Below are 25,603 nucleotides of genomic sequence, written 5' to 3'. Positions count from 1 at the left end.
TTGTGAACAAGCAGCTAACTTACTGTAAAACAATAGTTATGATTACCATCAACCTCAATATTAAAAACAGTACATCTTTCTGATGTATTCTTAATATTTTTAATAATTCCAATCTCCTGCCCAGGCGTTTTAATTTGACCGCCAATTTGTAGCTGTTTAACTGGAACTCCGCTCTCCCGAGTCTTCCCACCCTCCTCAAAACTCAAACATCCGCTGGCCGTTGTCTTACTAACTCCAAACTACCACAATTATAGTTCACCTGACTACGGCCCTTCCAGTATTCTCCATTGAAGCTAATCAAATAAAACTTCCGTGTTTCCGCCACACTCTGGCTGCTTCTTTCACCACTTCAATTTCCGAAAAATCACGGAGAACTTTGCTATTTTATCCTAAAATCCAAGGTCTCTGTTAGAAATTGTTACCTACACGTTGGGATGGATATAAATTTAAAAGCGAAGAGAAGATTCTTACTTGGCCGTAGTCTATAGTCTTAAAATCGGTTTTGGCACACTGCAGTAAGACTACGGCCAGCGGGTGTCTGATTTTTGGAACGGTGAAGAAGACTCAGGAGAGCTGGGGAATAGCGGAGGAAGAATCAAAAGAGTGGAGAATGCCGCATTTTGAACCAATTCTTCCGCCTAACCTTGCACTCTTTTAATTGTATTCTTACTAACAATTTTTGAAGGAATAGTTCGACCCAACACGGTTGTCTCTCCTTTTAACTTCACTTCCAAATTATACTCAAGAATTAATCCGGATTCTGTACTAATACTGACCTTCCCTTTACCCTTACCCTTTAAACTACTGGTCGCCAAATTTCCTTGAATTCTTGTTTGCAAATCTTTGAGTTCAATGTCCGAATCCAAAACGGCTATTACCTCATCCTCTGTAATCTCCACCACCCTATGTTTCATGGGCAAGGTAACATTTGCATCCCAAACGGAGGGCTCCTGCGTTGTCCATTCAAACCCTTCGTAAATCGGGGTTCTGGGCAAGAAATTAAATGCTTTCAAAACAGAGTTCTTCATTAAACTTTCTCCGGCGAGTCCCTTAACGTATGACTCGATTTGCTGTACAACTTCCTGATCGTTCTTTCCTAGTTCTATCATTCTTTTCGTTAAGTCATCCATTCCACTCGCTGATAAAATACGTCCGGTACTATCTAAATCATAAACAAAATCTGTTTCCAAAAAAGCTGAGAACACCCTAATTGATGGATTCGAGGAATACTTGGCGGTCTTCGCATTGGCTGAAACTTGAATGCCATCTATAGCCATACTTATAGAAAAATCATTGTAATTGACTCTAAACGTATTTGTATCAGCACCTTTCTTGCACAGGCTAAATTCATACTGAGCATCAATCTTTGAATCACTTTTAAAAGACTTGCCATTAATTTCCTGTTCCATCTGAACGGAATTCACTATTAAGTATCGATAGTCAAGTGATGTGTCAGCATTAAATAATATATTCAGAAACCTTTCTCCCCCACCCAAACTTCTAAAGCTATCCATATCATTATTCCGCTTAAAATTAGAACTTTCGCAAGCGCCTATTAAATTCAAAAGCAATAAAATTCTATATTTCATACTTAAAATTAATTGACGAATGTGCTGAATATTTCATGCTATGGTCACTTAGTGATCCTTTAGGATACATCCTATAAAAAACCATTGATGAAGCAAGAAAGTGCCTTGTAGCCCAAGTCTGAAAAAATGAGTTCATAAAATAAACAGTGCGTCAATTCTTATTAGCTTGATGAAAATTTGCACTAATCAAAATCATAAAATAGATTAAAAGACCAGATTAAAAAGATCAATTACAATTGGTTATAAAACCTTTATCCGCAATACAATAAGCTTCAAAATATCAGGAGATATTCCTTTTTAGTTTAAACACATATTTCATATCTTAATTCAACTGTTTGTATTAATGTTGACGAATAGTTCAAAACATAATTTTACAACTGTTGATTGCTTTAGTATTAGTCCGATATTAGCATACTACAGATAGAAAAAACTTCAAACTACTGATTTTCATTGTCCGTTAAAATATCATCTCTGACATGGGGAGTGAAAATCAAACTCTTTTTCCAATTCTTTAATAAATCTTTCGAGCTTAGCAGGACCACTCGAAATCGTATCGTTTAACGATAATGCCGGATAGCTATAAACTCTATATTGCGTAAAAGTAGCCACTTCAACAGTAACACCAGTTGCATCGGTTGGTATAGTATAATCCGAACCGTAGGTACTATAATCAGGCAAATCAGGTACCTGATTCTCAAACATATTCTTTACTAACGAACTCCATTCAGAAACTGGTGACAATCTTTCTTTGCGTATATGCACAATATCTAGAATAATCCCCTGTTTACTAACAATATTGTAAGAATACAAGTTTATCTTCCATTTGCTGTTTGAATACTGAAAAGTAACAATTTTGTTTCCTTGACCTCCAAGACAGTCAAACCAAATCCGGATATATATACTATCAAACCCATTTTCTAGAGCCACCAGATTTAATTTGTCTCTTATTTCAAAAAAATTTGCTTGAAGCTGGGGATTATGAGCAAACCAGCTTGGAATTTCCCTAACAAATCCGAGCGGCAATTCACGAACCACGATTGGTTTCCTTGTATTCTCCCGACATGAGCCGAAATAAAAGGCTAGAATCAAAATAATAAAAAATAGCTTCATAGCGAACTTGTTTAATAAAGGGATTAGTTCAAAAAAATATCAAACTTTGAAAGTGCTCTATTCCTACTCTCCTACCCATGCTTGCTTTTTCATATTAATATAAGTACGATAGTTGGTAATGGGCTGTAAATCAAACCAATAATAGGCATCCATATACCTGTTTTGATTATTATACTTTGCAAAATCAAGTCTATATTTCTGTAAATTTGGCAAAGGACGAGTGTAATCTTTCCCATCTATATCATACGTCACATTTTGCCTAAAATTTTCAGCAATAACCCATCCGTCATGAAAGGATTCCTCTTTGGAGATTTTCCTTAGGAGGTCGGTGTGTGACAACAAATACCATGAATATCCAGGATTATTCTCCTTTAGCGATTGATCTGAATTATCAGAAGCATGTGAACGCCAACTAAATCCTGGATGTATCAAATGTGATCCCCTTAAATGAAAATGAATATGGGCAACAATCTTGGCCTCATCTGGAAGTGTTAAGGTGCTCTTATATAGAGCCATACTTTTGCCATCCATTCCTGGTGCAAGATTTTCATTTTTATTATCCCATTTTACCGCTCTAGTAAATCCATAATATTTATTGCCGTCTCTTGTTATTTCATAGATAACTGCAGAATACTCAACTGTGGGGTTATTCCATTTTGATAAATTCGATAGACACCATCCAAAAGCTGCTGCATCCATGGTTTTATATAAGGGATAAGACCAGACATCGCCTTGATTTGAAACTACTTCTGCCGACCCAGCATTTGAGATTATACTGGAATTCAATGCATTGGCGATCTTTGCACCTGCTTGAATATCAATTGAAACTGCAGAAGTTTCTGAACTTCCGTTTAAGCCAATGCCTCCCTCGTTAAGAACAGAAGATATTGCTCTATTGATCTCATGCCCCGCTGATCCAAAACCAACCGCCAACGAAACTGTCGAAATCCTTATTACAGTAGTTGCAAATGAAGCAGTAGCAGCCTGAGTAGCTCCTGAGGTTAACGCGGAAGGGCAACCTGAAGAGACTGTCCCACCAAAGAACTTGAATATTGAACCCCAGATGCTTCCTCCACTCGGATCAATATTGTTAACAGGATCATTCCCCATGCCGGTATATTGAGACGGGCATTCATCGTAAGGATCTGGTGTTGTCCATTGACCAATTTGGGGATCATAGGTACGAAGGCTAAACTCATTATAATTTAATTCAAATTCAGTAACTTCTTCTGAAAAAGCTCCCTGGTATCCATGGTTAATCATTTTCGCATTCAAAGAACTAGAGAGCGCTTTCGAAGAAATCGCTTGTATTTTCAGTCCATAAGAGTAGAAGTGATTCTCCTCGATCAGGCGCCCCCTTTCTTGGCTGACTGTGAAATTATCGAAATAAACGGATTCGGAACTTCCATTGCTTAAAAAAACTAAGACATATCCGTTCTTGGGTGCCTTGAGTCCGGTAACTTGCAAGGGAGCCGCTCCATTTCCACTCTGGCTGACCCGTTGAAACCCGCTAATCTGATCTACATAGTTGAATTGTTCGTCAAAGAAAATATAATTCAAATAGGCCCGGGGGGCTGTTTGTACACCACTTCCCGGTTGATTGCTCATTAGCGATTGAAGCGGAATTGTAGCTCCCAGGGCCGTACCTATTTCTCCTGCCCTATCCTTGGTCAAGCCCGTTGCTTTCCCTCCATTCAATGCACCTAATAATGTATTTACCAGCGCATTTAGGCCATTTGAAGGAAGAGGATTGCTTCCTGGATTATTCTGATAATAATAGTCCACCCTGGCATTAAGTAAATCCCCTGCCATTACTTTTAATAGGACATTTGGCCCCACCTTGGTTGCCGATCCGTCCGGGCTCTGAAGCTTACTAACCTGACCGCTCGTATTCGCAGTCCATGCTGTGGGCTTTCCTATCCTGGTTGAAGAAACTTCATTATTCGTAGGATTTCCAAATAGTGCTTCTTCATACTGCTGAACCGTGGAATTTGAATTTTCCATGGTACAGATACTGCTCGCTGTGTTGATTTCCTCTGTAATGACCGCTCTTACATTAGCCAGGTTATCAGTAATGAAATAATCAAATACACCCTGTTTTCCACCCGGTAAAGCAACTCCACCGCCTATATAGTTGGCTGGATCAGACGGATTGGAATAAGGGGTAATGACACGAATCCTGCCCTCCTCATGACCGACCATTTGTAATACTTCCGGTTGAGGCACTCCGGCAATTGTCAGCTTCTCATATACATATGCTCCAATGTATGTAGTTGTTGTGATTCGCTGCTGATTACCATTTGCGATACTCGGGTTCTCCGTCACGATCTTTTGCAGTTTGCCTCCTCCCGCAGCGTATATATATCGAATTGTTCCTCCGCCGGCCGATCCCTGGGGTGGAGCAATGGTGATCAGTTCCGGCTTATCTAAATAATTATATGTCACGGAACTAACCCGCCGGTTGTTGTCAAGGATCAAATTCCCGTTGGCATCAAAGTTATAATCTTCTGTGCCAACAGCATTTTCACCATCCTTAAAGTCAGACTGTTTACCATTATTCGCGCCAATTCCGCCATTGTCATCTACCCGGCTTAACCGATTGGTCTGGGTGACATAGTTATAAACCAGGTTATCGATTGTCACCGGTGCTGATGTACCTGGCAATATACCCATGTGCTTTAGGGTAAGAATATTCCCATTTTCATCATAGGTAACATCCCTTGTACTAAAATCAACTTTGGTGGAATTCCAGCTCTCTGTACTGGATCCTCTTTGTTTAAAATTTGCCGCAACCAATCGATTTGCATTATCATAAACAAAATCAAATTTTCGAGGCGTATTATCCCCCTGACTCTTCCAGAGTAATCCGGTTATTTGCCCATTCTTCTGGGGGGTGGAAAACTTGCCATCTGCATTATCATAACCGATATACATTCCAAAAAAATGATCCCATTGGTTGGAAGTGTATTCGCCGAGCGCATAGTTCTTGTTGATCCCTGTTAACCATCCCCGGATATTGTATGAATAATCAAGAGTCTCCAACGCCGTCCCGCCCGGTCCTCCTGTGGGAGACAAGGTTTTTGTTGCCAATTGGCCCATCTTATTAAACTTGTATGCCACCGTTATTTTGTACCCGGCATCATTATCTTCCTCTGCTGTCAAAACATTGGGGCTCGCGACATAGCTACGGGAAGTTATGTTTAGCTTTTTCCCTATTCCGACGGCTCTACCTACCTTGTCAAATTTGTATTTTGTCAGAATATTGAAATTTGTATATACCGTCCCGGTCCCGTTGTGCGTTTCCGATGAGCTCAATAATCTGCCATCAAAATGATATTGGTTGCTGACAATCTCAACACCTGATTTCACATTATCTGATTGCGCCTGTATTGTTCGTCCCTCTTCATCGAAAAATATTGAGCTGTTCAGATATTGCGGTGTTCCGGCGCCATCCAAAACCAAGGTTCTTGAACCGGTCAACAGGCCTTTTACCCGCTCGCTTTTTACCGCTGGCTCAACGTCACCTGTCCCGCCTGCATTCCTATAAGAGAGATTCTGGGTATGTGTCGAGTTAAAAGTTTTAACACCAGAAAACCCGTAACTATCATAGAAGGAAGCTGAGAGCTGTTGGAAAAGTGAGGTATTGTTAATATCAGAATTTGTCAATGGACAGCCCCACAACATTACTGACCCCCCGCCTGATAAAGCTATCCCTTCTGAGGTGGCAGCAACTGATGCAACTGCCTGCAGTTGATCACGGGTACTATTAGATTTATAGATCCCAGTTAGCCTGGGCCGATTCAAAACATCATAGAAAACTGCTAACCATTCATCAGGTGATTTTGCCCGTTGGTTTGCATCTTGCGTAAAGACTGGTCGGTTCCTTTTGTCGTAAACAATATACTCTACCCCCTTTCCGGGTGTTTTTTTTGCTATGGCACGCCCCAATTCATCGTAATCATACCAAAAACAGAGTTCATCAGCAATGGCTTGAGTGACCTGCCACCCATTTTGTTCCATTAAGGGAATGGCTTTGGGCGTAATTGTGTATCGAAGTTGTCCCAGGTCATTGTACACATAATAGGTACAAAGCCAGCCTTGATGTTGGGTGGTTAGTCCTGGGCCTTCATCAGCCAACTGCACCTTTTTAAGTACCACCTGGCCCATTCGATCCATGTAAGTGACCACCTTTTTGTCCTTTTCGTCTTTCCCAAAGGTTTTCACCAATTCATAGGAACTATATGTTCCTTTCAATATGGGCCGGTCTGTCGAGTTATATCCAATTGTAAACCATTTTACATTCTCACTTGAGCTATATGCTTCCACATCACCACTAACTCCGACATTGGAACCCTGCCAGCTTGCCCCTGGTGCATATGTTTTGAGAACCCGGTTAAAAGGACTGCCATCATAATCCACTTTGGAAAAAGCATTGGCTTCCCCATATGCAGAACTGTAATATGCCTGCTGGTCGGCTGTAACATTAATTTTAAATTTACCCAAATTCTCCGTGGAAGGATAAGGCAATAAGCTTTTGTCTACTCGCCCGCCGGCCTCGTAGGTGATGGATTGTACCATATCATACCACTGATTCGCAACTTCATCATAGTGTGTTCCCTTTCCTACAACCTGAATCGGCCTACTCAAGCCATCTAAATACGTTGTGGTCTGGGCCTTCTTTTCAATAGGCAGGGCATCTGCATTCTCCCAGGAAGTCACCCCCCTGGTCAGCACCACATTTTCCCGGATATAGTTCCGGTTTTCATAATCGGCCGTCTGATAAACATAAGTAAACCGTAGCTCGTTAGAATAAGACTGCCAAAAAGACTGAGGTAGGTTATATATACCTGTAGGCAATCCTTCAATCTTTATTTTTCTCCTTACACGAATGTTCGACGTAAGCGGAACGTTTGGATAAGCAGCTCCGGTCCCAAGAGTAGACCAGGAGGTACCGCCGTTGGTCGAGTATTCCCAGGTATAGACAAGTGAGCTACCTGATGCGGTATATCCTGCAGAAGCAGCAGTCTGTGTAACTACAGGGACCGTGTTGTATTGAACTTCTGTTACGGTCGAACTTATACTTCCCGGATCCAGATCCCTAAGTCTTATGCTGGCCGCCGATGTTGGGTAGCTACCTATAAGGCCTCCCGAACTATTGAATACTTTTGTAATCCGTCGATACATAAACCATGCCCCCGATAATATGGGGGGTTGATAGGTTGCCTGCGTTGCGCCTACAATGTCTGTCCAGTTCGTGTTGGCGTACACGTCAAGTACCTGCCATTGATAGGAAAAGGTATTACCTAAATTTTCGTTACAGGTACTGGCATTTAAAACGGAGGGTGTCTGGCCGTAATAGATGGTCTGGGAGTATGGGAAAGAAAAACAAGAAATCAGAGCCGTGACAAAACGAACCGGAAGGACCTGATACTGTAAAGATGAAAAGTCGATCAAAGCAACGCTCGGTGTTCCGAAAGAGCTTGTCCAGTTTACGTTAACATAAATTGTTCCCGAAGCCGGGTTTACGTTCTGAGAAACTATAGTACCTCCGGTCACCAACCAGCGTATGTCGGAAGGGCTGCCTAATGGAAAATTAAATGTGCCTGTATACTGTACCGTTTGATTTTTTATAACTAATGTAGGGCCATTAATTACAGCACTTCTTTTCCAATTTGATAGTAAATTAAAATTGATAGGGAAAATCCTTGAAGTAGCCTGACTATAACTGGTAGAAGCAGAATCGCCGAGCGTGGCAAGCACATCCTCTATTGATACAAGGACCTCCAGGTTCACAATTGAATCAAGTCCTGTGTAATTTCCTGTAGATCGATAAAGTTGGATGATGTTATCATCCAAAAATGGAGGCAAAGCTGGCATGGTATCAATACCTGATCCACCGTATCGGCTATTATTCATTCTATATCCTATACTATCTGCGAGCGGCTCAGCAAACAGGCTATCGATTTCAGCCTGTTCCAATGTACTCGAGGCACTATTCATTGCAAACAACTTCTGGGCAAGCAGATCCTGATCAAAGGCCTTTACCAGCATAGTATCTACGTTATTACGACTATTGGCTAGTGTATCATTATATAGATTAAAAAGTGCTGGAATATTGATCCCCGCTTGATTCAAAAGACTATCAATGGGTGTTAAAACCAGGGCAGGAGTTGTCTGAGAAGGGCTAACAACGACGGCTACTGTATTAGAATATCCGGATTCAGATCCACAGAACGCCTTCCTCCGATAATAGGTCGTAGCCGAAAGTGGGGAAGAAAATGTTATATTCTGAGAGGTGGCTCCGCTTATTGTAGAAAATGTGTAGCCGTCGGAAGATTGCTGCCATTGATAAGTATAGCTACTACCACAGCTTCCATTTGACGGAAGTGAAGCTTGAATAGCAGCAGGGATAGTATTTACATTTATGGTTTGGATAGGAGAGGTAACCAAGCCTGGATAGAATGGCCTGGTCACCGTTATCATCTGCGCTGCCGTGTACGCTGTATCCGTTCCACAAATAACCCTTCGCCTGAAATGTGTATTACTATCAAGCATTTCTAGGAACTGAAGGTTTTGCGTAAGCAGACTATCAATATCCTCAAAAACGGTTCCGTTAAATGAATACTGCCATTGATAGGCATAATTTCCTGAACAATTACCCCCAGATGCTGGAGAGGCCGTTAAATCTGAAGGAATTACGGTTGTTGATACTGTCTGCGGCGCAGATGTTATAGAACCCGGACTTAAAGGAAGCGCCTTAAATACGGTTGCCCTATTTGAATAGGCAATACCCCCTGAAATTGTTTCTGTTACTTTTCGCCGATAATATGTGGTCTGAGTAGGTGCTGAGGTAAATGAAAGGTCTAACCCTGTTGAGCCCGACAGAACTGTCCAGTTAATGTCATCAATTGACTTCTGCCACTGGTACTGATATGTAGGGCTACAATACCCGCCATAGGCTGGGGAACATGTAATTGTTGCAGGTACATTATTAGAAACAGTTTGAGTAAGATTGGCTGTAATGGAGCCTCCGTTCAGTGTTGCAGTAACACCTACTGCTTTTGAAGCATTTCCGGCATTATTGGTAACAACAGACAAGGTTCCACTGGTAGACCAAATTACTTCAACTGAAGATAAGTTCAGCCCACTTTTACAAGTATTCCCTCCCACTATAGTCCCTCCCACAACACACCACTGCATCGTCGTTGTCTTTGAATTCCAACTACCAGTTAAATAATATGTATACCGCCCCGGCGAAACACAACCCGGTCCCGCAATGGTCAATTGAGCCCAAATAACCTGTAATCCGCATAAAACGCCAAGAATCAATAATGCCAGCTTCTTCATAAAACTGATTTAAGGAAATGATATGGTTAATGGTTTTGCATTAATTCAATAAATAAACTACTTATTATCTTCATCATCCACCACGATCGTAACGCGCACAATTGCCACTGGGGAAAAACTGGTCTCCCCTGAATTCATCTCCCGTACTTTTCGCCGATAGAAGGTTGTGTGTGTTGGGGCGGATTGAAACCCAAGGCTTTGATTGGTGGCGCCTGAAATATCGGTCCATATAAGGTTGTCCTCCGATTGCTGCCATTGGTAGGCAAAAGAGGCATTGCAGTTGCCCAATCTAGCTAAACTACATCCTATTGGGGATGGAATGCTGTCGTTTATGATCTCTTGTTCTGTTACCATAGAGTCAATAACTCCGGGAAATATTTGATCTGTAATCGCCACTGAAAATGAGTGGAGTACCGAAGAGCCAGACTTGACCTGAATTGTTCCATTTGTAACCGATGAGCTCCATATAATTTGAAGATCAGAAACTGTAGCTTGTGTTCGGCAAATACTGTCACTTCCCACAATTTCACCCCCAGAAACACAAACCTCTATCTGACTTCCGGAGTTAGTAGAAATATTATACTGGTATATAGTTCCCTGGCGCACACATTGCGGTCCGGTAACCTGTCCTTCAGCATCAAGGCCTATCATTGATGAAAAAAAAAGGCAAAATAAGAAAGTACGAATATTACAAATCCGGAGATACCCATTCAATAATTTAGCCATACACTATTTTTTATAGTTATACTCATAAGTTTTTATAATATTCCGGTTCTGATCACGGATGGTCTTCAATCGTCCTAATGCGTCATACTCATAAGAAATGAACCGGTTATTTGCGTCACATTCAGTAATTATACCAATTCCCTCTTTGTAGGAGGCGGTACTCATTAAAGCACCAGTTGGATATAATCGCAATTCATCAATTAAACCAGTGCCAGTAATACTTACCGACGCTGTCTCGGAGAACTGATGCTGATATAGTCTCCAACCGTCTGGTCCTGTATAAACAAGTTCGCCCGTCTGCCCATTTACCAAGACAGATTCTGTTCCTGTATATCGAAGCCAATATGTCAAGGTATAAGACTTTCCTGGCAGAGTGGTTCGTGCTATCGTTGAAGTTGATCCAACCGAAGGATCATATCCCAATTGGAAAGACTTCAAGCCGGTTAAACTAAAAGTTGTCTTTATAAAAGCCGGATTGTATGTCCAATTACCGCTTCCGTTAGACTCAAATCCAGCATAAGCAATATCCGCGTGAGCCGCATTAACAACGGTTGCAACAACGTTTCGTGATGAATAATCGTTGATATAACTCATGATATTGTCATCAGAAACCGTCTGAATAAGATTACCCTCTGTGTCATAGGTCATCTCTGAAATCTGCTTATATAACGAAGGAACCCTCAGTAAGCTGTTGGGGTTATGCATTCCCACTGTGGCCAATGCAACCGGGGCTTTTGACTTTAGCCTGTACGTTCTAAAGGGTTTAACCTCCTGGCGTGTATTGGGCGATGTGCCAAAAGTATAAAGCTGAAACTCGGTTACTGTGGCATCCAAAAGTTCCATTGTATATGTTGAGGGGGGGCCGCTCACCAATTGAATTTTCCAAGTCTCTGTACTAATCGGAATATGAATTGCATTATTCTCTTTTAACTTCCCAATAGCGCCTGTTGTGGAGGTATAGTCTGTTGGATAATATGATAAACTAATGATAACCGATTGGGCATCTTTTTGTATGATTTTTCCTTTCTGCAATAGTGTCATTGGGTCAATTGTAGTTACTGTGGAACTTGAAAAATATAGATTCCCATTAGTTGTATAAGATTTTTCAATTGTTGAAACCAAGTCCGCACGTCCTGTAAATCCATAGTATCTCCGGGGAGTCATCCACGAATAGGTGCTTTGGGCAAAGGAGGTATATTGATAGTCCTCCCATTTATTGCCTTTTTGCGATTGTCTTAAAATTGTAGCACAGTTACAATTCAAATAATTACTATTTGCCAATGGCGCCTGAATATTTTTATAGTTTGTTATATTCTCCGCAATTAGATCATTGTCCTTATCATAAACAGTCACCTTTTTAGGAAGGCCGTATGCCCAAGCCACCACCCTCTGAGATTGGACAAAGGGCCATTCCATTTTCGGCACAATAGCTGGAAAATCTGCAAGGTCTGTGAACTGATATACCGTCCTCCCATTATTGCCATTTGGGGAATTATTCTTCACCTCCACCATAGAATGCATAACTGGAAGCGGGTTTTGTAAAGCGTTATTCACATTGCTTAGAATAAACCGATGTGCGTCAAGGGGTGTTAAAAACTCAATTAATAATTTAACGATACTGTAGGCAAAAATTATCATATTTACATAGGGAATGGCCGCGCTCCAAACCTGCTCTAAAATGGCCTGAATGCCTATCTGTACTGTCGCAGCAATTGCAGAAGTAATCAACGCCTTTCCAAGAATCTTTCCTAATTCAGTGGATACGGCCATTTCCGGATACTGAAGCCCGGGTTTATTATACGCAATACGGGAAAACTTAAGGTCAAACTTATTGATATCATAACTGTAATAATATGGCTTTTCCTCCCCCCATCTCGAGGACAACCCATTACTTAGCTTATAACTATAGGTCGTAATGATGTTTTTAGCCACATCGTATCCGTCAAACAAAACGGTCTCTGAAACAGAGACGCCTCCACTCAACTGAGGATAGCCAGCCGGAAACAGATTCTGAGGCGGAACATTCTGAACATACTTGTATTCAAGATACCCGCCTGTTGGATAAAACACCTTCTTAAGTAACCCATTTTTCGCATATCCGGATTTAGGGATTTTGAATTTAGGCAGAACCGCTTTAAAATACATAGTACGTTCATCATTGAACTTATCATGGTCCTCTGTCAATGGCATTTCACTATTAAACCCATTATAGTATCCCCAGTGATCCTGGCTTAAATAATTTCTTGCAGGCACTATATCATCACCATTTGAGTTACCGGGCCTGCCCGCATACCCCGTGTAATACTCAAATAAATAGGGCGGCTCAGTTGCGTTATCATCTCCATTTCCCAATTTTCGCAGACTCAAGAGGCATAGTCTTGCAAATTTCTTTTGGAATCCTGTAAAGTTTGAATAATACGGCATTACAGAATTCTTATAAAAATACCCGTGTGTCAATTCATAGGCCCGAATCAATTTGTTGCTTATTATATACTCAACTCGCCCTAGAGCATGTTCACCAGAAAGATCTTCTCTCTCCTTTGGTTGATAAATAAAACTGATCAGCCCCTGGTTGGGCAAAATAATTGAAGTAATCCTTTTTGAAGTTGTGATGGAATGGCTATAAACCAAACTTGTAGTAGCTGGTTTAAGCCTACTTAAAGAATTTAAATCCCAAGAAAATTGGTCAGCATTTGTGGGGTTTGAAAGATATTTAAACCACATTTCACCTTGCTTGTTCTTCTTACGTTGGCTTCCCTTAGATAGATAATTAAGATTTCGTTGATGACTTATTATTTTTCCAGCTAATACATCAGAGGTTATATTTTGGTAATTAAAATATATTTTCTGCCCGTTATTTGTATTCTCGATTGCGGTAAGATACCACGAATTAACTACGAATGGGCGCTCATCAAGATCCAGCGGAAAGCCGTAAAATCTGTTCACAGCATAATCTGCATCATCACCGTTGCCGCTTTTAACTACAAAACTTCCGTTTTTATCAAATTGAGCCAGCTTATACCGGCATATTCGCGTGAGGCCAAGGTCACTAAAAACATACTTCAAGCCATCCTCCGTAACAATAGTGAACTGGTTAATTCGAGTTCTAATTCCTTGTGACGTTAAATCCTGAGTTGAAAAAGTTATTTTCATCCTCGAATCACCCAATGTTGCAGCGGTGCTATTTTTTCCTAAAACGAAAGCCCCGGCTCTTCCATTCATACGAAAGATAAACTTATCCTGTTCCGTATCTCCTGCCACAATATTTCTTTCCTTATATACTTTATTTTCCTTGAATACAGGGTAATAGTTTTTACCTTGGTTACACCCCAAGGCCGTATTTGGGTTGTATAAATACCCATCCGGATAACTTTTCCCAACATTCTTCACACCAGGCACATTTTGATCATCCGAAGCCAGATCTCCCGAAAAAAAAGCCTGTTGATCATCTGGTTCCCCATTTTGAACACGCATAATTACCCCACCTGCATCCAAACTCCATCCGGTTCCAATATTTGAAGCAATTTCATTTACCAGCAATCCATTTCCACTTGAATAAAAGAGTCCAACTTGCAGGGTCATCCCGCTTTTTGTGTCTGTATAATTAATCAACGGAAAGCCCTGCTCGGCGGACCCCGTTACAGTATTAACTTGGGCTTCAGCATGAATGAATAGCGCAATTAGGATAGGTAAAAAAATACTCCTTCTCATACGATCTGGTTTCGATAGTTAGTAATGCTAAAAATTATAATTGATCCTGAATAAAACAGGTTGCGTTCTGGGAACTTGTCGGTAACTCAGAAAATCCCACAATACTTGGGCCTTCATCTTCTTGAATAAATTTGAATTCAATGACACTACCTTTTGAATGCCAATTAGTCCGCTTTGACTTCTTCCATTCAGATTGATTCCGGCACCTCCCGATGCTGGCTCCACCCTTACTCCTCGGAGCGTTGGAAAGAAATTTATCTCATATCCACCACTTGCAAAAAAGCTACCCTTAACTTTATAATCTAAAAAGGTGCGAATCCCTGCACCTTGATGGCTTATCTTCAAGCGCCTGAGTTGATTACTCAAACCCAAACGATAAGATCCTCCTATGCCAACAATACTATTGTCATTTAATTTATATCCAAGTGAAATACCCAAATCACTCGTAGAGGGTAACAACCCATTACCTCTTACATTCTGAATGTTTGTGCCCCACTCCAGCCGTTTCCAAAAACTCTTCGTTCGTTGGGTGTTGGGTTTGAATTCTGGTAATTCTTCCTCCCCACTTCCTCCCTGTGGTAAAAAATGATTAACCTTTTCTTTGATCTGACTAAGGCGTCCTTGTGCTGACTGGATATTTTGTTGAACTACCTGTTGCATTTGCGAAGAACTACCAAACCTTGATTGAAGGCTTTGAAGTGTTGATGATCTAGACTGAAGTCCTACTATTGGAGCGCTAGAAGTATTATTAGCATTTGTCGAGGTTTGAAAAAGCCGACCAACCTGAGAATTTCTCGTTAAAAACTCTTTGAATTGGGGAATTTTGGATAATACTGTAATAAGCTTTGCCTCTAGTTTTGTGGGGTCCTTAAGTAAATCCTTATACTCATTCACCTGCTGCTGATAATAATACACCTGCTTATTGAAATCCTTCACATATTTTCCAAGACCTGAATTGGCCAGCGCCGCGGCAAGCTCCTTTCTTCTTTCCTGCAAGGCTTTTCGAATGATCTCGGCCTGGTCGAGTTTTCCTTGCAATGCCGATAACCCTTCCATGCCCTTGGGCAATTTCTCGCGAATGGAAGCGGGGACCAGATCGGTTCCTTCCAAAAACTTAAGGGATGTAGTGAGGGAGTCTATGCGACCACTATACAATTTGGAAAATACAGTAAGCTTTGCCGCGCGGTCTTTGGCCTGTGATTGAAGTTGCGCATAACGCGTGCGCACATCGCCAAACAACTCCTTCGCTTTTGCTGAATCCTTTTTCCAAAGTTGTTTGAATAAGCGCTCTTCGGATTTACGAGCCTTATTAAGCATTTTAGCAGCGCGCTTGTCAAGCGATTCGCCTAATGATTCGTATTTATCCTGAAGCTTATTAAAATATTTTGTGGGAAGTGAAAGCAGGTCTTGTTGTAATGAACTATCCTGAGAATAGAGTGATGTGTAGGAAAACATCACTGTGAAGAGAAGGAGTTTTTGGATAAGGTTCATGCGCAGCGTTTGGTAAATGGTCTACCTAAGTTCCGGCATTTACATTCAATTCACCAAATTATTTTTAGAGATAACACTAAAATCATATGCGAGAAATCAATTTCGGAAATTCTAAACATGATACAGATAAATGAAACTTTTCATGCCTAAGAGATTTTACTTAGAATATCATAATGAAAATTAATTATGGTGCCTTTTTTCGAATATATTCTTCACCCTTCGTTCCTACGGAACGATCACGAACATTTCAATTCTTCGGGGGCTACCGACCTGTCGTCGCTACGCGACGAATAATTGAAGAGATAAATAAGATCGGCGAGTTGGTAATTCGGGATGGAGCTGTATTTTCTCTGTGTCTCTGCGCCTCTGTAGTAAATCACATCATCACCCCTTCTTCTTATACACCGGCACCGTACTACAAGGCTCACCATACATAATACTCCTGGCAACCGGACGGAGTTTTTTGGTGATCTCGAGGTAGGCAAATTCACCAATGGGAAGTTCGCCACAGCCTTTTACCACCACGCGCTTATCCAAATAATCATCGGCGTTGATGGCGGCTATGCGATCGAGGAATATTTTTTTGTGGAGTTCTTTTTCATCACCCAATACCACTTCTCTGGCCACAGGCTGCAACTGCGCTGCTACCAGCATATACGCCCACACGGGAATGATGGCGTCTGCCGAACATACAATGGCCACAAACTTATCGCGGTACTGTTCCCAATCATGGGACTTGAGCTTTTCGCGGAAATCCTTTTCTTTCAGGATCAGTTCCATGAAAAGAAAATCCTTCAGGTCAAACACCATGGTCTCGCCCTTGGGATAATAGGTTTCCAGGTCCAGGGTCACCAGACCACTCTCCGCTACTTTATTAATGAGTTCTTCGGCCATAATCGGGTATAAAGGTATAACAAAACAGCCACCCCATTGTTTGAGGTGGCTGCCGACGTATCAATGGCTGTGTTTTAGTAGTTGAATTTCCGGCGGTTGTCCTTGATCTTCGCGAGATTACGCAGCGTGGACGCCGGTGTGGCGCCTTGCATGCCAAACCCGAAATTACCATATCCGCCCATGATGCGCTGCATGGCCTGCTGACGCAGAAACCGGCGCTCATCTTCAATATTCGCGGATGCCACCGAGGTAGCGGTCTGCGAATTCACGCGTACCACATATACCCCTTGTGATCCGTCAATGGGTTTGGTCACCACCTTGCCATTATTGGCCGGGTTAAATGACACACCCAGGAACTTGGTCTCATAACTCATTTGGCTGCTGCCACCGGAGAACCGCAGGCTGTCCGCGGTTGCTATCGGGAACCCTGCCTTGGTAGAAGCTTCTTCCAGGGTGGTGTAGCTGCCGATCTTCTGAATGATCTGCTGGGCTTTCTTCTCGTTGCGCAACAAAGGCTCTACCCGCACACGCGCCTGGTCAACCGACATGGTTCCTTCTTTGGTTACTGCGGTTACCACGGCTACTACATATTTATCGCCGATCATGGTGGGAGGCAATACATCGCCCTGGTCCGCTTCGTACACATCGCGTACAAACTGGCGCGATACGCCAAGTCCCATGATATTATAATCCTGGGGCCCGAGCGTTACAGGCACCTTCTGTATTCCCTTTGCTTTTAATTCTTTCTCCCAATTAGCCGTAAAGGCTTTGGGGTCGCGGCTGTCGCCGGCAAATTTATTGGCCGCATTGTTGGCAGAGGCATCTGTTTCGCGACTGGCCACAATGGGCTTTGTCAAATAAGCTACTTCATATACCGGCGAAGATCCTTTCTGGCTCAACACCTCGATCACATGGTATCCAAACTCGGTCTTCACCACATCTGTGGATTTGGGTCCATGGGTAAAAATATATTCATTGAAGGCCGGCACCATACCCCCGGGGGTCACATTCTCATATTTACCGCCCTTGGCCTTGCTGCCCTGGTCGCTGGAGTACATTGCCACCAGTGAATCAAAATTAGATCCTCTGCGTACCAGACCAAGGATGCTATCGGCCAGTTTCTTCGCGCTGCTGTCATCGCGGATCTGCTGACCATTCTCCATGGTAGAAACCAGGATATGACGCACATTCACTGTGTCGGGCCAAACAGCCTGACTGATAACTTTTGCGAGTTGATAATTATTACCAAACACAAAAGGACCATATACATTACCGGCACCTACTTTAACCACAGAGTCAATATAAGGGCCCGCCTGAATACCCGACTTGGCCATTTTGCTTTTATAATATCCCAGCTCCGAATAGTTGGCGTTGATAAATCCTTCGTTGTCGGTGGTGGTAGCAAAAGATTGCTTGAGTTGTTCGAGTTGTTGAAACACCGCCGCGCTATCACCCGCTGTAGGAGCCGCATCAAAAGTTACATACTCAATGCTGCGGCTTTCTTCTACTTTGAAATCATCCTTATTCTTTGCGATATAATCACTGATGTCTTTATCGCTGATCTTTACTGAAGAGTCGCTAACGGTCACATAAGGAACCAGCACATACGATACATTGGAAAGCAGGCTGCGCTCAGCATTCTGTTTCTCCAGGTACCATTTGGGGTAATACGCGGAGATGGCAACCAGTGAATTGAATTTATCATTCAGGCGCTGGTATTCCAGATCGGCCAAAAACTGCTCAAAGCTTTTTTGGTCTTCGGGCACTTTACTGTTCTTCCATTGCATCACTTGCTGCTGATAAGCGGCCGCATCATACATACCGGTCTGCGGATCGGTAAAGCGTTGGATCACCTGTTCACCGGGATCATTAAAGAGTACATCGTTCAGCTCTTTCTTACCAACATAGAGCCCAAGCTTTTCAAACTCGCCCTGCATTACAAGACGGTTCACTTCCTGGTTCCACAACTGCTGAACCAAACCCTGACGGGATGATTCATTCATGGGATAACCCTGTTGTTGTTGCTGTGCTTCCTGTGCCTTCAACTTGGCTTCGAAATCCGCATACTTGATCTCCAGGCCGTTCACCGTTCCCAATGTGGTAGATCGCTCCCCATCGAAAATGCTGCCGCGACCGGAAAAGGCATCCATCAGGATGAACCCTACCAGTGAAATAGCGATCACGATTGCTGAAATCAATGCGCCCCTGTCTCTGATTGTTTGAATGACTGACATATAATATTATAGGGTTATAAAAACGGATGGCAAAAATAGGGTATTTGGGGAAAAGAAGTGGAAAATCCCGGGAGTTGGAGGTCGGGGGTTGGAGACCGGGGTCCGGGGTCCAAGGTCGGGAGTCCGGGGTCGGAGGTACGTAGTTTTATTTCGGATGAACTTCCTTTCCTTTAAAACTCGGAGCTCGCAACCCCCGACCCCGGACCTCCGTCCTCGGACCCCCGACTCCCGACTTCTGACTACCGACCCCCCTTCGGATGCACCAGTTTCATCTCCTTCACCAAATGCCCCGCCCCGGCGAATTTGTCGATGATAAACAACACATACCTTATGTCCACCATGATATTCCGGCAAATGGAGGGATCATAGTTGATATCACTCATGGTTCCTTCCCAAACCCGGTCAAAATTCAGTCCTACCAGGTTTCCATAGGCATCAAGTGCCGGACTGCCTGAATTTCCGCCGGTGGTATGGTTGGCCGCGATAAAACAGACTGGCTGCCGGCCTTTGGCGCCATATTGGCCAAAATCTTTCTTTTTATACAGGTCAATGAGCTTTTCGGGCAGGTCAAACTCATAATCGCCGGGTTTGTATTTTTCCATGACTCCGTCCAGATAGGTATAAAAATCATATTCCACCGCATCCCTGGCCTGGTATCCTTTTACATTACCATAAGTAACGCGGAGGGTGCTGTTGGCGTCGGGATAGAAGCGTTTTTCCTTAAAAACCTCCATTTGAGCCGCCATATAGGTCCTTTGCAGGGTATTGATCCGGTCCTGCACCGCATTGAGCTTTTTCGTTACCTTATTATAATATGTATTGTTGATATCGATAAAAAGCGCGTTGGCAAGGTCTTTTTGGTGATTTTGGGCCAATTCTGCGGGATTTGCGGCCAATGCCGCCATGGTTTTGGCCGGATCATCCAGGCTGGTGGAAGAATAGACCAAATCGGCCAATTTTATGAAATTTTGATCATTTTCGGCCAAAATCTTCAATAAATAGGGTGAAATGACCTCATTTTCCTGTTTTTTCACGTAAATCTCAAGGAGCGAGATGAACAGGTTTTTGTCCACTTCGGCATTATATTCATTATAGATCCCTTCCAGCCTTTCCTGTACACCCGGCAAGGTTTTCTTGAAACCCGCTTCCCCGTTTGATTCGCGGGCGGTGTTTAGTCTGTTCACCTGGCTGCAGGCAAGGAAGAGTTCGATTCGTGGGATGATCTCATTATAATAGTCCCTCGCTTTTCCCAGTGGCTCGATTTCTTTATAAGCCGCGTCAATTTCCGCGAGCAGATTGCCGTATTTGGCTTTCAAGGCCGGGTTGGCGTTTACGCGCTGTTGGAATTCCTTTTCATAGGCGAGTTTTTTGCCTACGCCGTTCGTCTTGGTCAGCCCAAGCACCTCTCCTTGCCATTTTTTCCAGGAATTGCTGATGCCGGCATATTTGGCGGCGTACTGGATCTTGATTTGTTCGTTCTTGCGCATATATCCGTCGATCACGGCCAGCGCGCGGGTGCGGATATCGATCTTGATGGGGTCGTTTACTTCCACTACCTGGCGTACCGCCTCGCTATACAGGTATTCATTTGTTCTTCCGGGAAAACCGAAAACCATGGTAAAGTCACCTTTTGCTACGCCATCGAGTGAGATGGAAAGGGCCTTTTTTGGCTTAAAAGGGACGTTTTCGGGCGAAAAATCGGCCGGTTTGTTGTCTTTTCCGGCATAAATGCGAAAAATCGAGAAATCGCCGGTATGTCTTGGCCACATCCAATTGTCGGTATCTTTTCCATAATTTCCGATGGAAGAAGGGGGTGCCCCGACCAGCCGGATATCGCGATAGGTCTCCGTAATAAAGAGGTAATATTGGTTGCCCTCAAAAAACCCACGGACCATCACATCCTGGTGGGCCTCCTTTTTGGCGTTCATTTTTACGGCTTCCAGGTTCTTATCGATCATGGACTGGCGCTCAGATTCGGATAACCCGGCGGTGACGCCTTTTAGCGCGGCCGCGCTTACATCCTCGATCCGCACGATAAAGGTGACAAAGAGACCCGGGTTGGGAAGCTCGGAGCCGTTGGCTTTGGCCCAAAACCCGTCACGTATATAATTATTATCAAGGGTGGAGTGGTTCTGGATGGCATCAAAGCCGCAGTGATGGTTAGTGAGCACAAGGCCCTGGGTGGAAATAACCTCACCGGTGCAGAATCCGCCAAAGCTGACGATCGCGTCTTTGAGGCTGCCGCTGTTTACATTATATATATCCTTGGCGCTGATCTTCATCCCCAGGCTTTTCATCTCCTTTTCATTCAGACGTTCCAATAGTAGCGGGAGCCACATACCTTCATTGGCGTAGGCAAAAGACTGGATAAACAGAAAAAGCAGCAGGGGTAGTTTTTTCAATAGTTTCATATAACAATCGTTTTCTTAGGTATAAAGGTAGGAAAGAGTTTATCTTTTTATTTCCCGCAGCGCCTGCGGCGTTTTTCGCTGACAACGCAGCGGGAAACCAACCAGGCAGATGCCTTTTTTCCCACAAAGGGCTGTGCAGAACCTTGGTTAGGTGTGAATAACCCTATGTGAAACGTGTATATGAAACGGAACATTTTCCACACATCTTAACAAGGAGTAGTGATCACCTTCCGCATGTTGTGTGGAACCTGGTTTTTACCCGCGATATCCACAGACCTACTAGTAAATTCGTAGGATCGATTTTTGCAGGTGGTTGTTTTTCCACATCGTGCATAAATAGGCTGAAATACAGTTGCTGCGTTGTTTCACATGGTGGATAACCACAAACAAAGTGTGAATTGCTGTGTATTACTAACTTTGTGTTTTACTCAATGGTTGAATTATCCACGAATCCACAGTTGTAATAATAATAGACTTTTTTTTAAAATATTTATTATTATTTATTATTACAGTTTAGGGGTTTGAAAAAAAATTTGATCGGCGATTTGGATTCCCGGTTCGTAATATTGCCCTCTTGAAAAAATCGAAGCAGATGGAAAAAGAGATCATCACCGCCGCCCGCCAACAGGTCCCCAAAAAGGGTTTTCTCGATATCGAGATCGATCCCACGCTTGATCTTTTTGCCGCCATCGAACGGTTGAAAAAAGAAAAAAATGCCGTGGTGCTGGCGCACTACTACCAGGAGCCGGATATCCAGGATGTGGCGGATTACATTGGGGATAGTCTGGGTCTGGCGCAGCAGGCGGAGAAGACAAATGCGGATATGATCGTTTTTGCCGGCGTACACTTCATGGCGGAGACAGCCAAGATCCTGAACCCGACAAAAAAAGTGGTGATCCCGGACTTGAATGCAGGTTGTTCCCTAAGCGATAGCTGTCCCCCGCCGCTCTTCAAAAAATTCAAAGAAAAACATCCCGACCATGTCGTGGTGAGTTACATCAACTGCAGCGCGGGAATCAAAGCATTGAGTGATGTGATCGTAACGAGCAGTAATGCACGCGTCATAGTGGAAAGTTTCCCCAAAGACCAAAAGATCATTTTTGCGCCGGATAAAAACCTGGGGGCGTACATCAACAAGGTCACCGGCCGCGATATGTTGTTGTGGAATGGAGCCTGTATGGTGCACGAGATATTTAGTTTGGAAAAGATCACGAAACTTAAAGTACGTCACCCCAACGCTAAACTAATCGCCCACCCTGAATGTGAGGAACCTGTTTTACGTATTGCGGATTATATCGGATCCACCACTGGCCTGCTGAAATACACGCAGCAGGATGATACGATGGAATATATTGTGGCCACAGAAACCGGAATCCTGCACCAGATGATGAAGGCGAGCCCACAGAAGACCTTTATACCCGCACCGCCGGAGAATAACTGTGCCTGCAATGACTGCCCTCACATGAAGCTGAATAGCCTGGAGAAGCTCTATCTCTGCATGGAGTATGAAACACCGGATATTGAAATGGATGAAGCATTAAGACTTGCGGCAAAAAAGCCGATTGATCGAATGCTGGAGATCAGCAAGCAGGCGGGGCTATGATCGATAGAAATAAAATAGGGAAAAATCTATTTTGATTTTCGGGTAGTTTTCTTTTTTGGTTCTGCCACCAGGGTATAAGAATGATCGATAAATTTCTTTAAGGTAGAAACCGGAATGGACCCGTCTACTACTACCGTATTCCAATGTTTCTTGTTCATATGATATCCCGGGAGTACACAAGGATACTGTTCCCTTAATTCAAGCGCCAGCTCCGGATCACATTTTACATTAAAACGAAGGTCTTCATTATCTAATCCCACCAATAGAAAGGCCTTGCCATTTACTTTAAATACCAGCGTATCCGGACCAAAAGGAAGCGCCTCTTCGGCACCGGGCTTTGACAGACAATAATCGCGGAGGGATTCTATATTCATGGTTGTTAAATATAGAGGTTGGATAAATTTCAGGCCTTTTTGATTTCAATATGTTGCGCGGCGATCGGAGGTTCTCCGCCCATGCGCAAAAGGATCTGTGCCACCGTTACCACATCTTTTTGACAGTATTCCACTATGCGGGTCAGGTTCTTTTCTTTCCAATATACTTCCCATACCATACTCCCGTCAATATCATCTTTTGGTGTGGGAATACCCAGCGATAGTGCCAATAGATTGAGTGAAGTATAACTTTTAAAATCACCAAATTTCCAAAGTTCAAGCGTATCCAAGTGCGTGATCTCCCAGGGTTTCTTTCCCGTAAGCTGCAGGATACCCGGAATGGGAATTCCATTGATCACCATGCGGCGACAGAGATAGGGGAAATCAAATTCCTTCCCGTTGTGGGCACAGAGAAACTTTGGTTCACCCGAAGACCATTTGGCCAGCATTTCCCCAAAGGCGTATAACAATACCTTTTCATCTTCTCCGTAAAAAGATTTGAGGACCATCTTTCGCTCAGATCCGTTTCCTTGTAATACGCCACAGCTGATGCAGACGATCTTACCAAATTCGGCATAGATGCCTGCGCGGTTATAGATGGAAGCCGCGTTGTCTTTTTCTTTATCCTTAATGAGGATGGATGCTTTGTGGTCCCAGAGTTTCTTCCAATCCCCGGGCATATCGGTATAGTCAGGGTATTGGGGTACCGTTTCTATATCGAGGAAGAGGGTGTTATGGTAGGGGAAAGTCATTTAGATATGATTACTAAAAGCGAATTAGCCAATAGCTATTCGCTTTTTTCAAATTAGAGAAACCGATCACCCTTATTCCGCTTCACCTCTGCCACAAATTCTTTTATCTCCTGTTCCTTATCTTTTTTACAAATAAGCAACACATCGTTTGTGTCCACCACAATAAAATCATCCAGGCCTTGTAATACCACCAATTTCTTATCTGGCGCTTTCACCACACATTTTGTCGCATCCATCACCATGACATTTTCCCCGGCCACGGCATTTTCCAGGTAGTCCTTTTCCATATTTTCCCAGGCGCTGTTCCAGGTACCCAGGTCGCTCCAGGAGAAGGAGGCGGGAATCACATAAACATTATCCGCTTTTTCCATGATCCCAAAATCAATACTGATATTGGTGCATTGCGGGTAAATGGATTCGATGGCTTCGAGTTCCTTGTCGGTATTGAACTTATCCTTTTCTGCGGCAAATACTTCATGCATTTCAGGCAGGAAACGTTCAAAGGCGTTGATCACATTCTTGATCTTCCAGATAAAGATCCCGGCATTCCACAGAAAATCACCGCTGGCGATAAAGGTCTTGGCCAGGTCAAGATTGGGTTTTTCGGTAAAGGTCTTCACCTTATATACCTCCGGCGCGGCCGGCATGGTCTCGTGCTGGATATAACCATATCCTGTATTCGGATAGGTGGGTTTTATTCCGATCGTCAACAGCGCGTTGATATGGCTGACAAAATCAAGGGCCCTGTTGGCGGTTTTCACAAACTCATCCGTATCCAGGATCAGGTTATCGGCCGGGGCCACGATCATGCGGGCTTCGGGGTCCTTTTGAATCAGTTTAAAGGAAATATAGGCAATGCAAGGCGCGGTGTTCTTGCGCGAAGGCTCACCCAGGATATTCTCTACCGGTAGTTTGGGTAATTGCTCTTTCACCAGCGGAATATATTCCTGGCTGGTGATGACAAAGATGTTTTCAGCCGGTACCATTTTACGATATCGGTCAAATGTTTGCTGAATAAGGGTTTTCCCTGTCTGCAGGATATCCAGGAATTGCTTGGGGTAATTGGTCCGGCTCATGGGCCAAAAACGACTCCCAATGCCTCCGGCCATAATGGCTACATAATTGTGGTTCTTGCTCATTAGAATATGCTTATCAACCCATTAGCGTGCTCTGGGTGGTTTGCCTTCGGCGAATGTTTTTTCTGACGCGGTAAAATTAGCCTATTTGCCTCAGTGAAATTTCATTTCAGGAAAAAACCATTTTTTGGCGTTTTTTACCCGAGGGAGCCCCCTTAAATTTTCGTACCTTCGTCTGCTTCGAAAAAAAGGAGTATCTTATATAAATCTCCTTGAGGAGAAGAG

The 25,603-nt window shown here is 43.2% G+C and carries 13 protein-coding genes; 1 reads left to right on the top strand and 12 read right to left on the bottom strand.

The window, feature by feature from the left end; all coding sequences use genetic code 11:
- Positions 1-638 precede the first annotated feature (638 nt).
- From J0M30_02795 to J0M30_02755, 9 genes are all read right to left on the bottom strand, one after another.
- Positions 639-1,589 carry a hypothetical protein gene (locus J0M30_02795; GenBank protein MBN8666402.1) on the bottom strand — a complete coding sequence of 317 codons (951 nt, stop codon included), beginning with the start codon at positions 1,587-1,589 and terminating at the stop codon, positions 639-641.
- A gap of 465 nt (positions 1,590-2,054) precedes the next feature.
- A complete protein-coding gene (locus J0M30_02790; GenBank protein ID MBN8666401.1) occupies positions 2,055-2,699 on the bottom strand; it encodes a hypothetical protein in 645 nt (214 codons plus the stop codon).
- 63 nt (positions 2,700-2,762) lie between these two features.
- The gene (locus J0M30_02785; GenBank protein ID MBN8666400.1) at positions 2,763-10,046 is read right to left on the bottom strand and encodes a hypothetical protein; all 7,284 of its coding nucleotides are present in this window, start codon (positions 10,044-10,046) and stop codon (positions 2,763-2,765) included.
- 57 nt (positions 10,047-10,103) lie between these two features.
- Positions 10,104-10,772, bottom strand: coding sequence for a hypothetical protein (locus tag J0M30_02780; GenBank protein ID MBN8666399.1), 669 nt, complete (start codon positions 10,770-10,772; stop codon positions 10,104-10,106).
- 3 nt (positions 10,773-10,775) lie between these two features.
- A complete protein-coding gene (locus tag J0M30_02775; protein MBN8666398.1) occupies positions 10,776-14,483 on the bottom strand; it encodes a hypothetical protein in 3,708 nt (1,235 codons plus the stop codon).
- A gap of 27 nt (positions 14,484-14,510) precedes the next feature.
- The gene (locus J0M30_02770; GenBank protein ID MBN8666397.1) at positions 14,511-15,974 is read right to left on the bottom strand and encodes a hypothetical protein; all 1,464 of its coding nucleotides are present in this window, start codon (positions 15,972-15,974) and stop codon (positions 14,511-14,513) included.
- 384 nt (positions 15,975-16,358) lie between these two features.
- Positions 16,359-16,868 carry a DUF2480 family protein gene (locus tag J0M30_02765; protein MBN8666396.1) on the bottom strand — a complete coding sequence of 170 codons (510 nt, stop codon included), beginning with the start codon at positions 16,866-16,868 and terminating at the stop codon, positions 16,359-16,361.
- 74 nt (positions 16,869-16,942) lie between these two features.
- Positions 16,943-19,102, bottom strand: coding sequence for a SurA N-terminal domain-containing protein (locus J0M30_02760; GenBank protein MBN8666395.1), 2,160 nt, complete (start codon positions 19,100-19,102; stop codon positions 16,943-16,945).
- Positions 19,103-19,341: 239 nt separating this feature from the next.
- Positions 19,342-21,513: a S46 family peptidase gene (locus J0M30_02755; GenBank protein MBN8666394.1), complete on the bottom strand. Its 2,172-nt coding sequence runs from the start codon at positions 21,511-21,513 to the stop codon at positions 19,342-19,344.
- A gap of 592 nt (positions 21,514-22,105) precedes the next feature.
- Between J0M30_02755 and nadA the strand changes: the two genes are divergently transcribed.
- Positions 22,106-23,116 (top strand): quinolinate synthase NadA, encoded by a 1,011-nt coding sequence (gene nadA / locus J0M30_02750; GenBank protein MBN8666393.1) that lies wholly within the window; start codon positions 22,106-22,108, stop codon positions 23,114-23,116.
- 26 nt (positions 23,117-23,142) lie between these two features.
- On the opposite strand, the gene J0M30_02745 is transcribed toward nadA, so the two are convergent.
- Genes J0M30_02745 through J0M30_02735 form a run of 3 tightly spaced genes read right to left on the bottom strand, consistent with a single transcriptional unit; the run spans position 23,143 to position 25,381 of the window.
- Positions 23,143-23,490: an MmcQ/YjbR family DNA-binding protein gene (locus J0M30_02745; protein MBN8666392.1), complete on the bottom strand. Its 348-nt coding sequence runs from the start codon at positions 23,488-23,490 to the stop codon at positions 23,143-23,145.
- A gap of 29 nt (positions 23,491-23,519) precedes the next feature.
- Entirely contained in the window at positions 23,520-24,242 is a 723-nt protein-coding gene (locus J0M30_02740; GenBank protein ID MBN8666391.1) for a 3'-5' exonuclease, read from the bottom strand.
- 53 nt (positions 24,243-24,295) lie between these two features.
- Entirely contained in the window at positions 24,296-25,381 is a 1,086-nt protein-coding gene (locus tag J0M30_02735; protein ID MBN8666390.1) for a mannose-1-phosphate guanylyltransferase, read from the bottom strand.
- Between the last annotated feature and the right edge of the window lie 222 nt (positions 25,382-25,603).

It is taken from the genome of Chitinophagales bacterium (assembly GCA_017303415.1).
Classification (GTDB): Bacteria; Bacteroidota; Bacteroidia; order Chitinophagales; family Chitinophagaceae; genus SpSt-398.
Note: the sequence above shows the minus strand (reverse complement) of the source record. Positions and strands in the feature narration are given on the sequence as shown.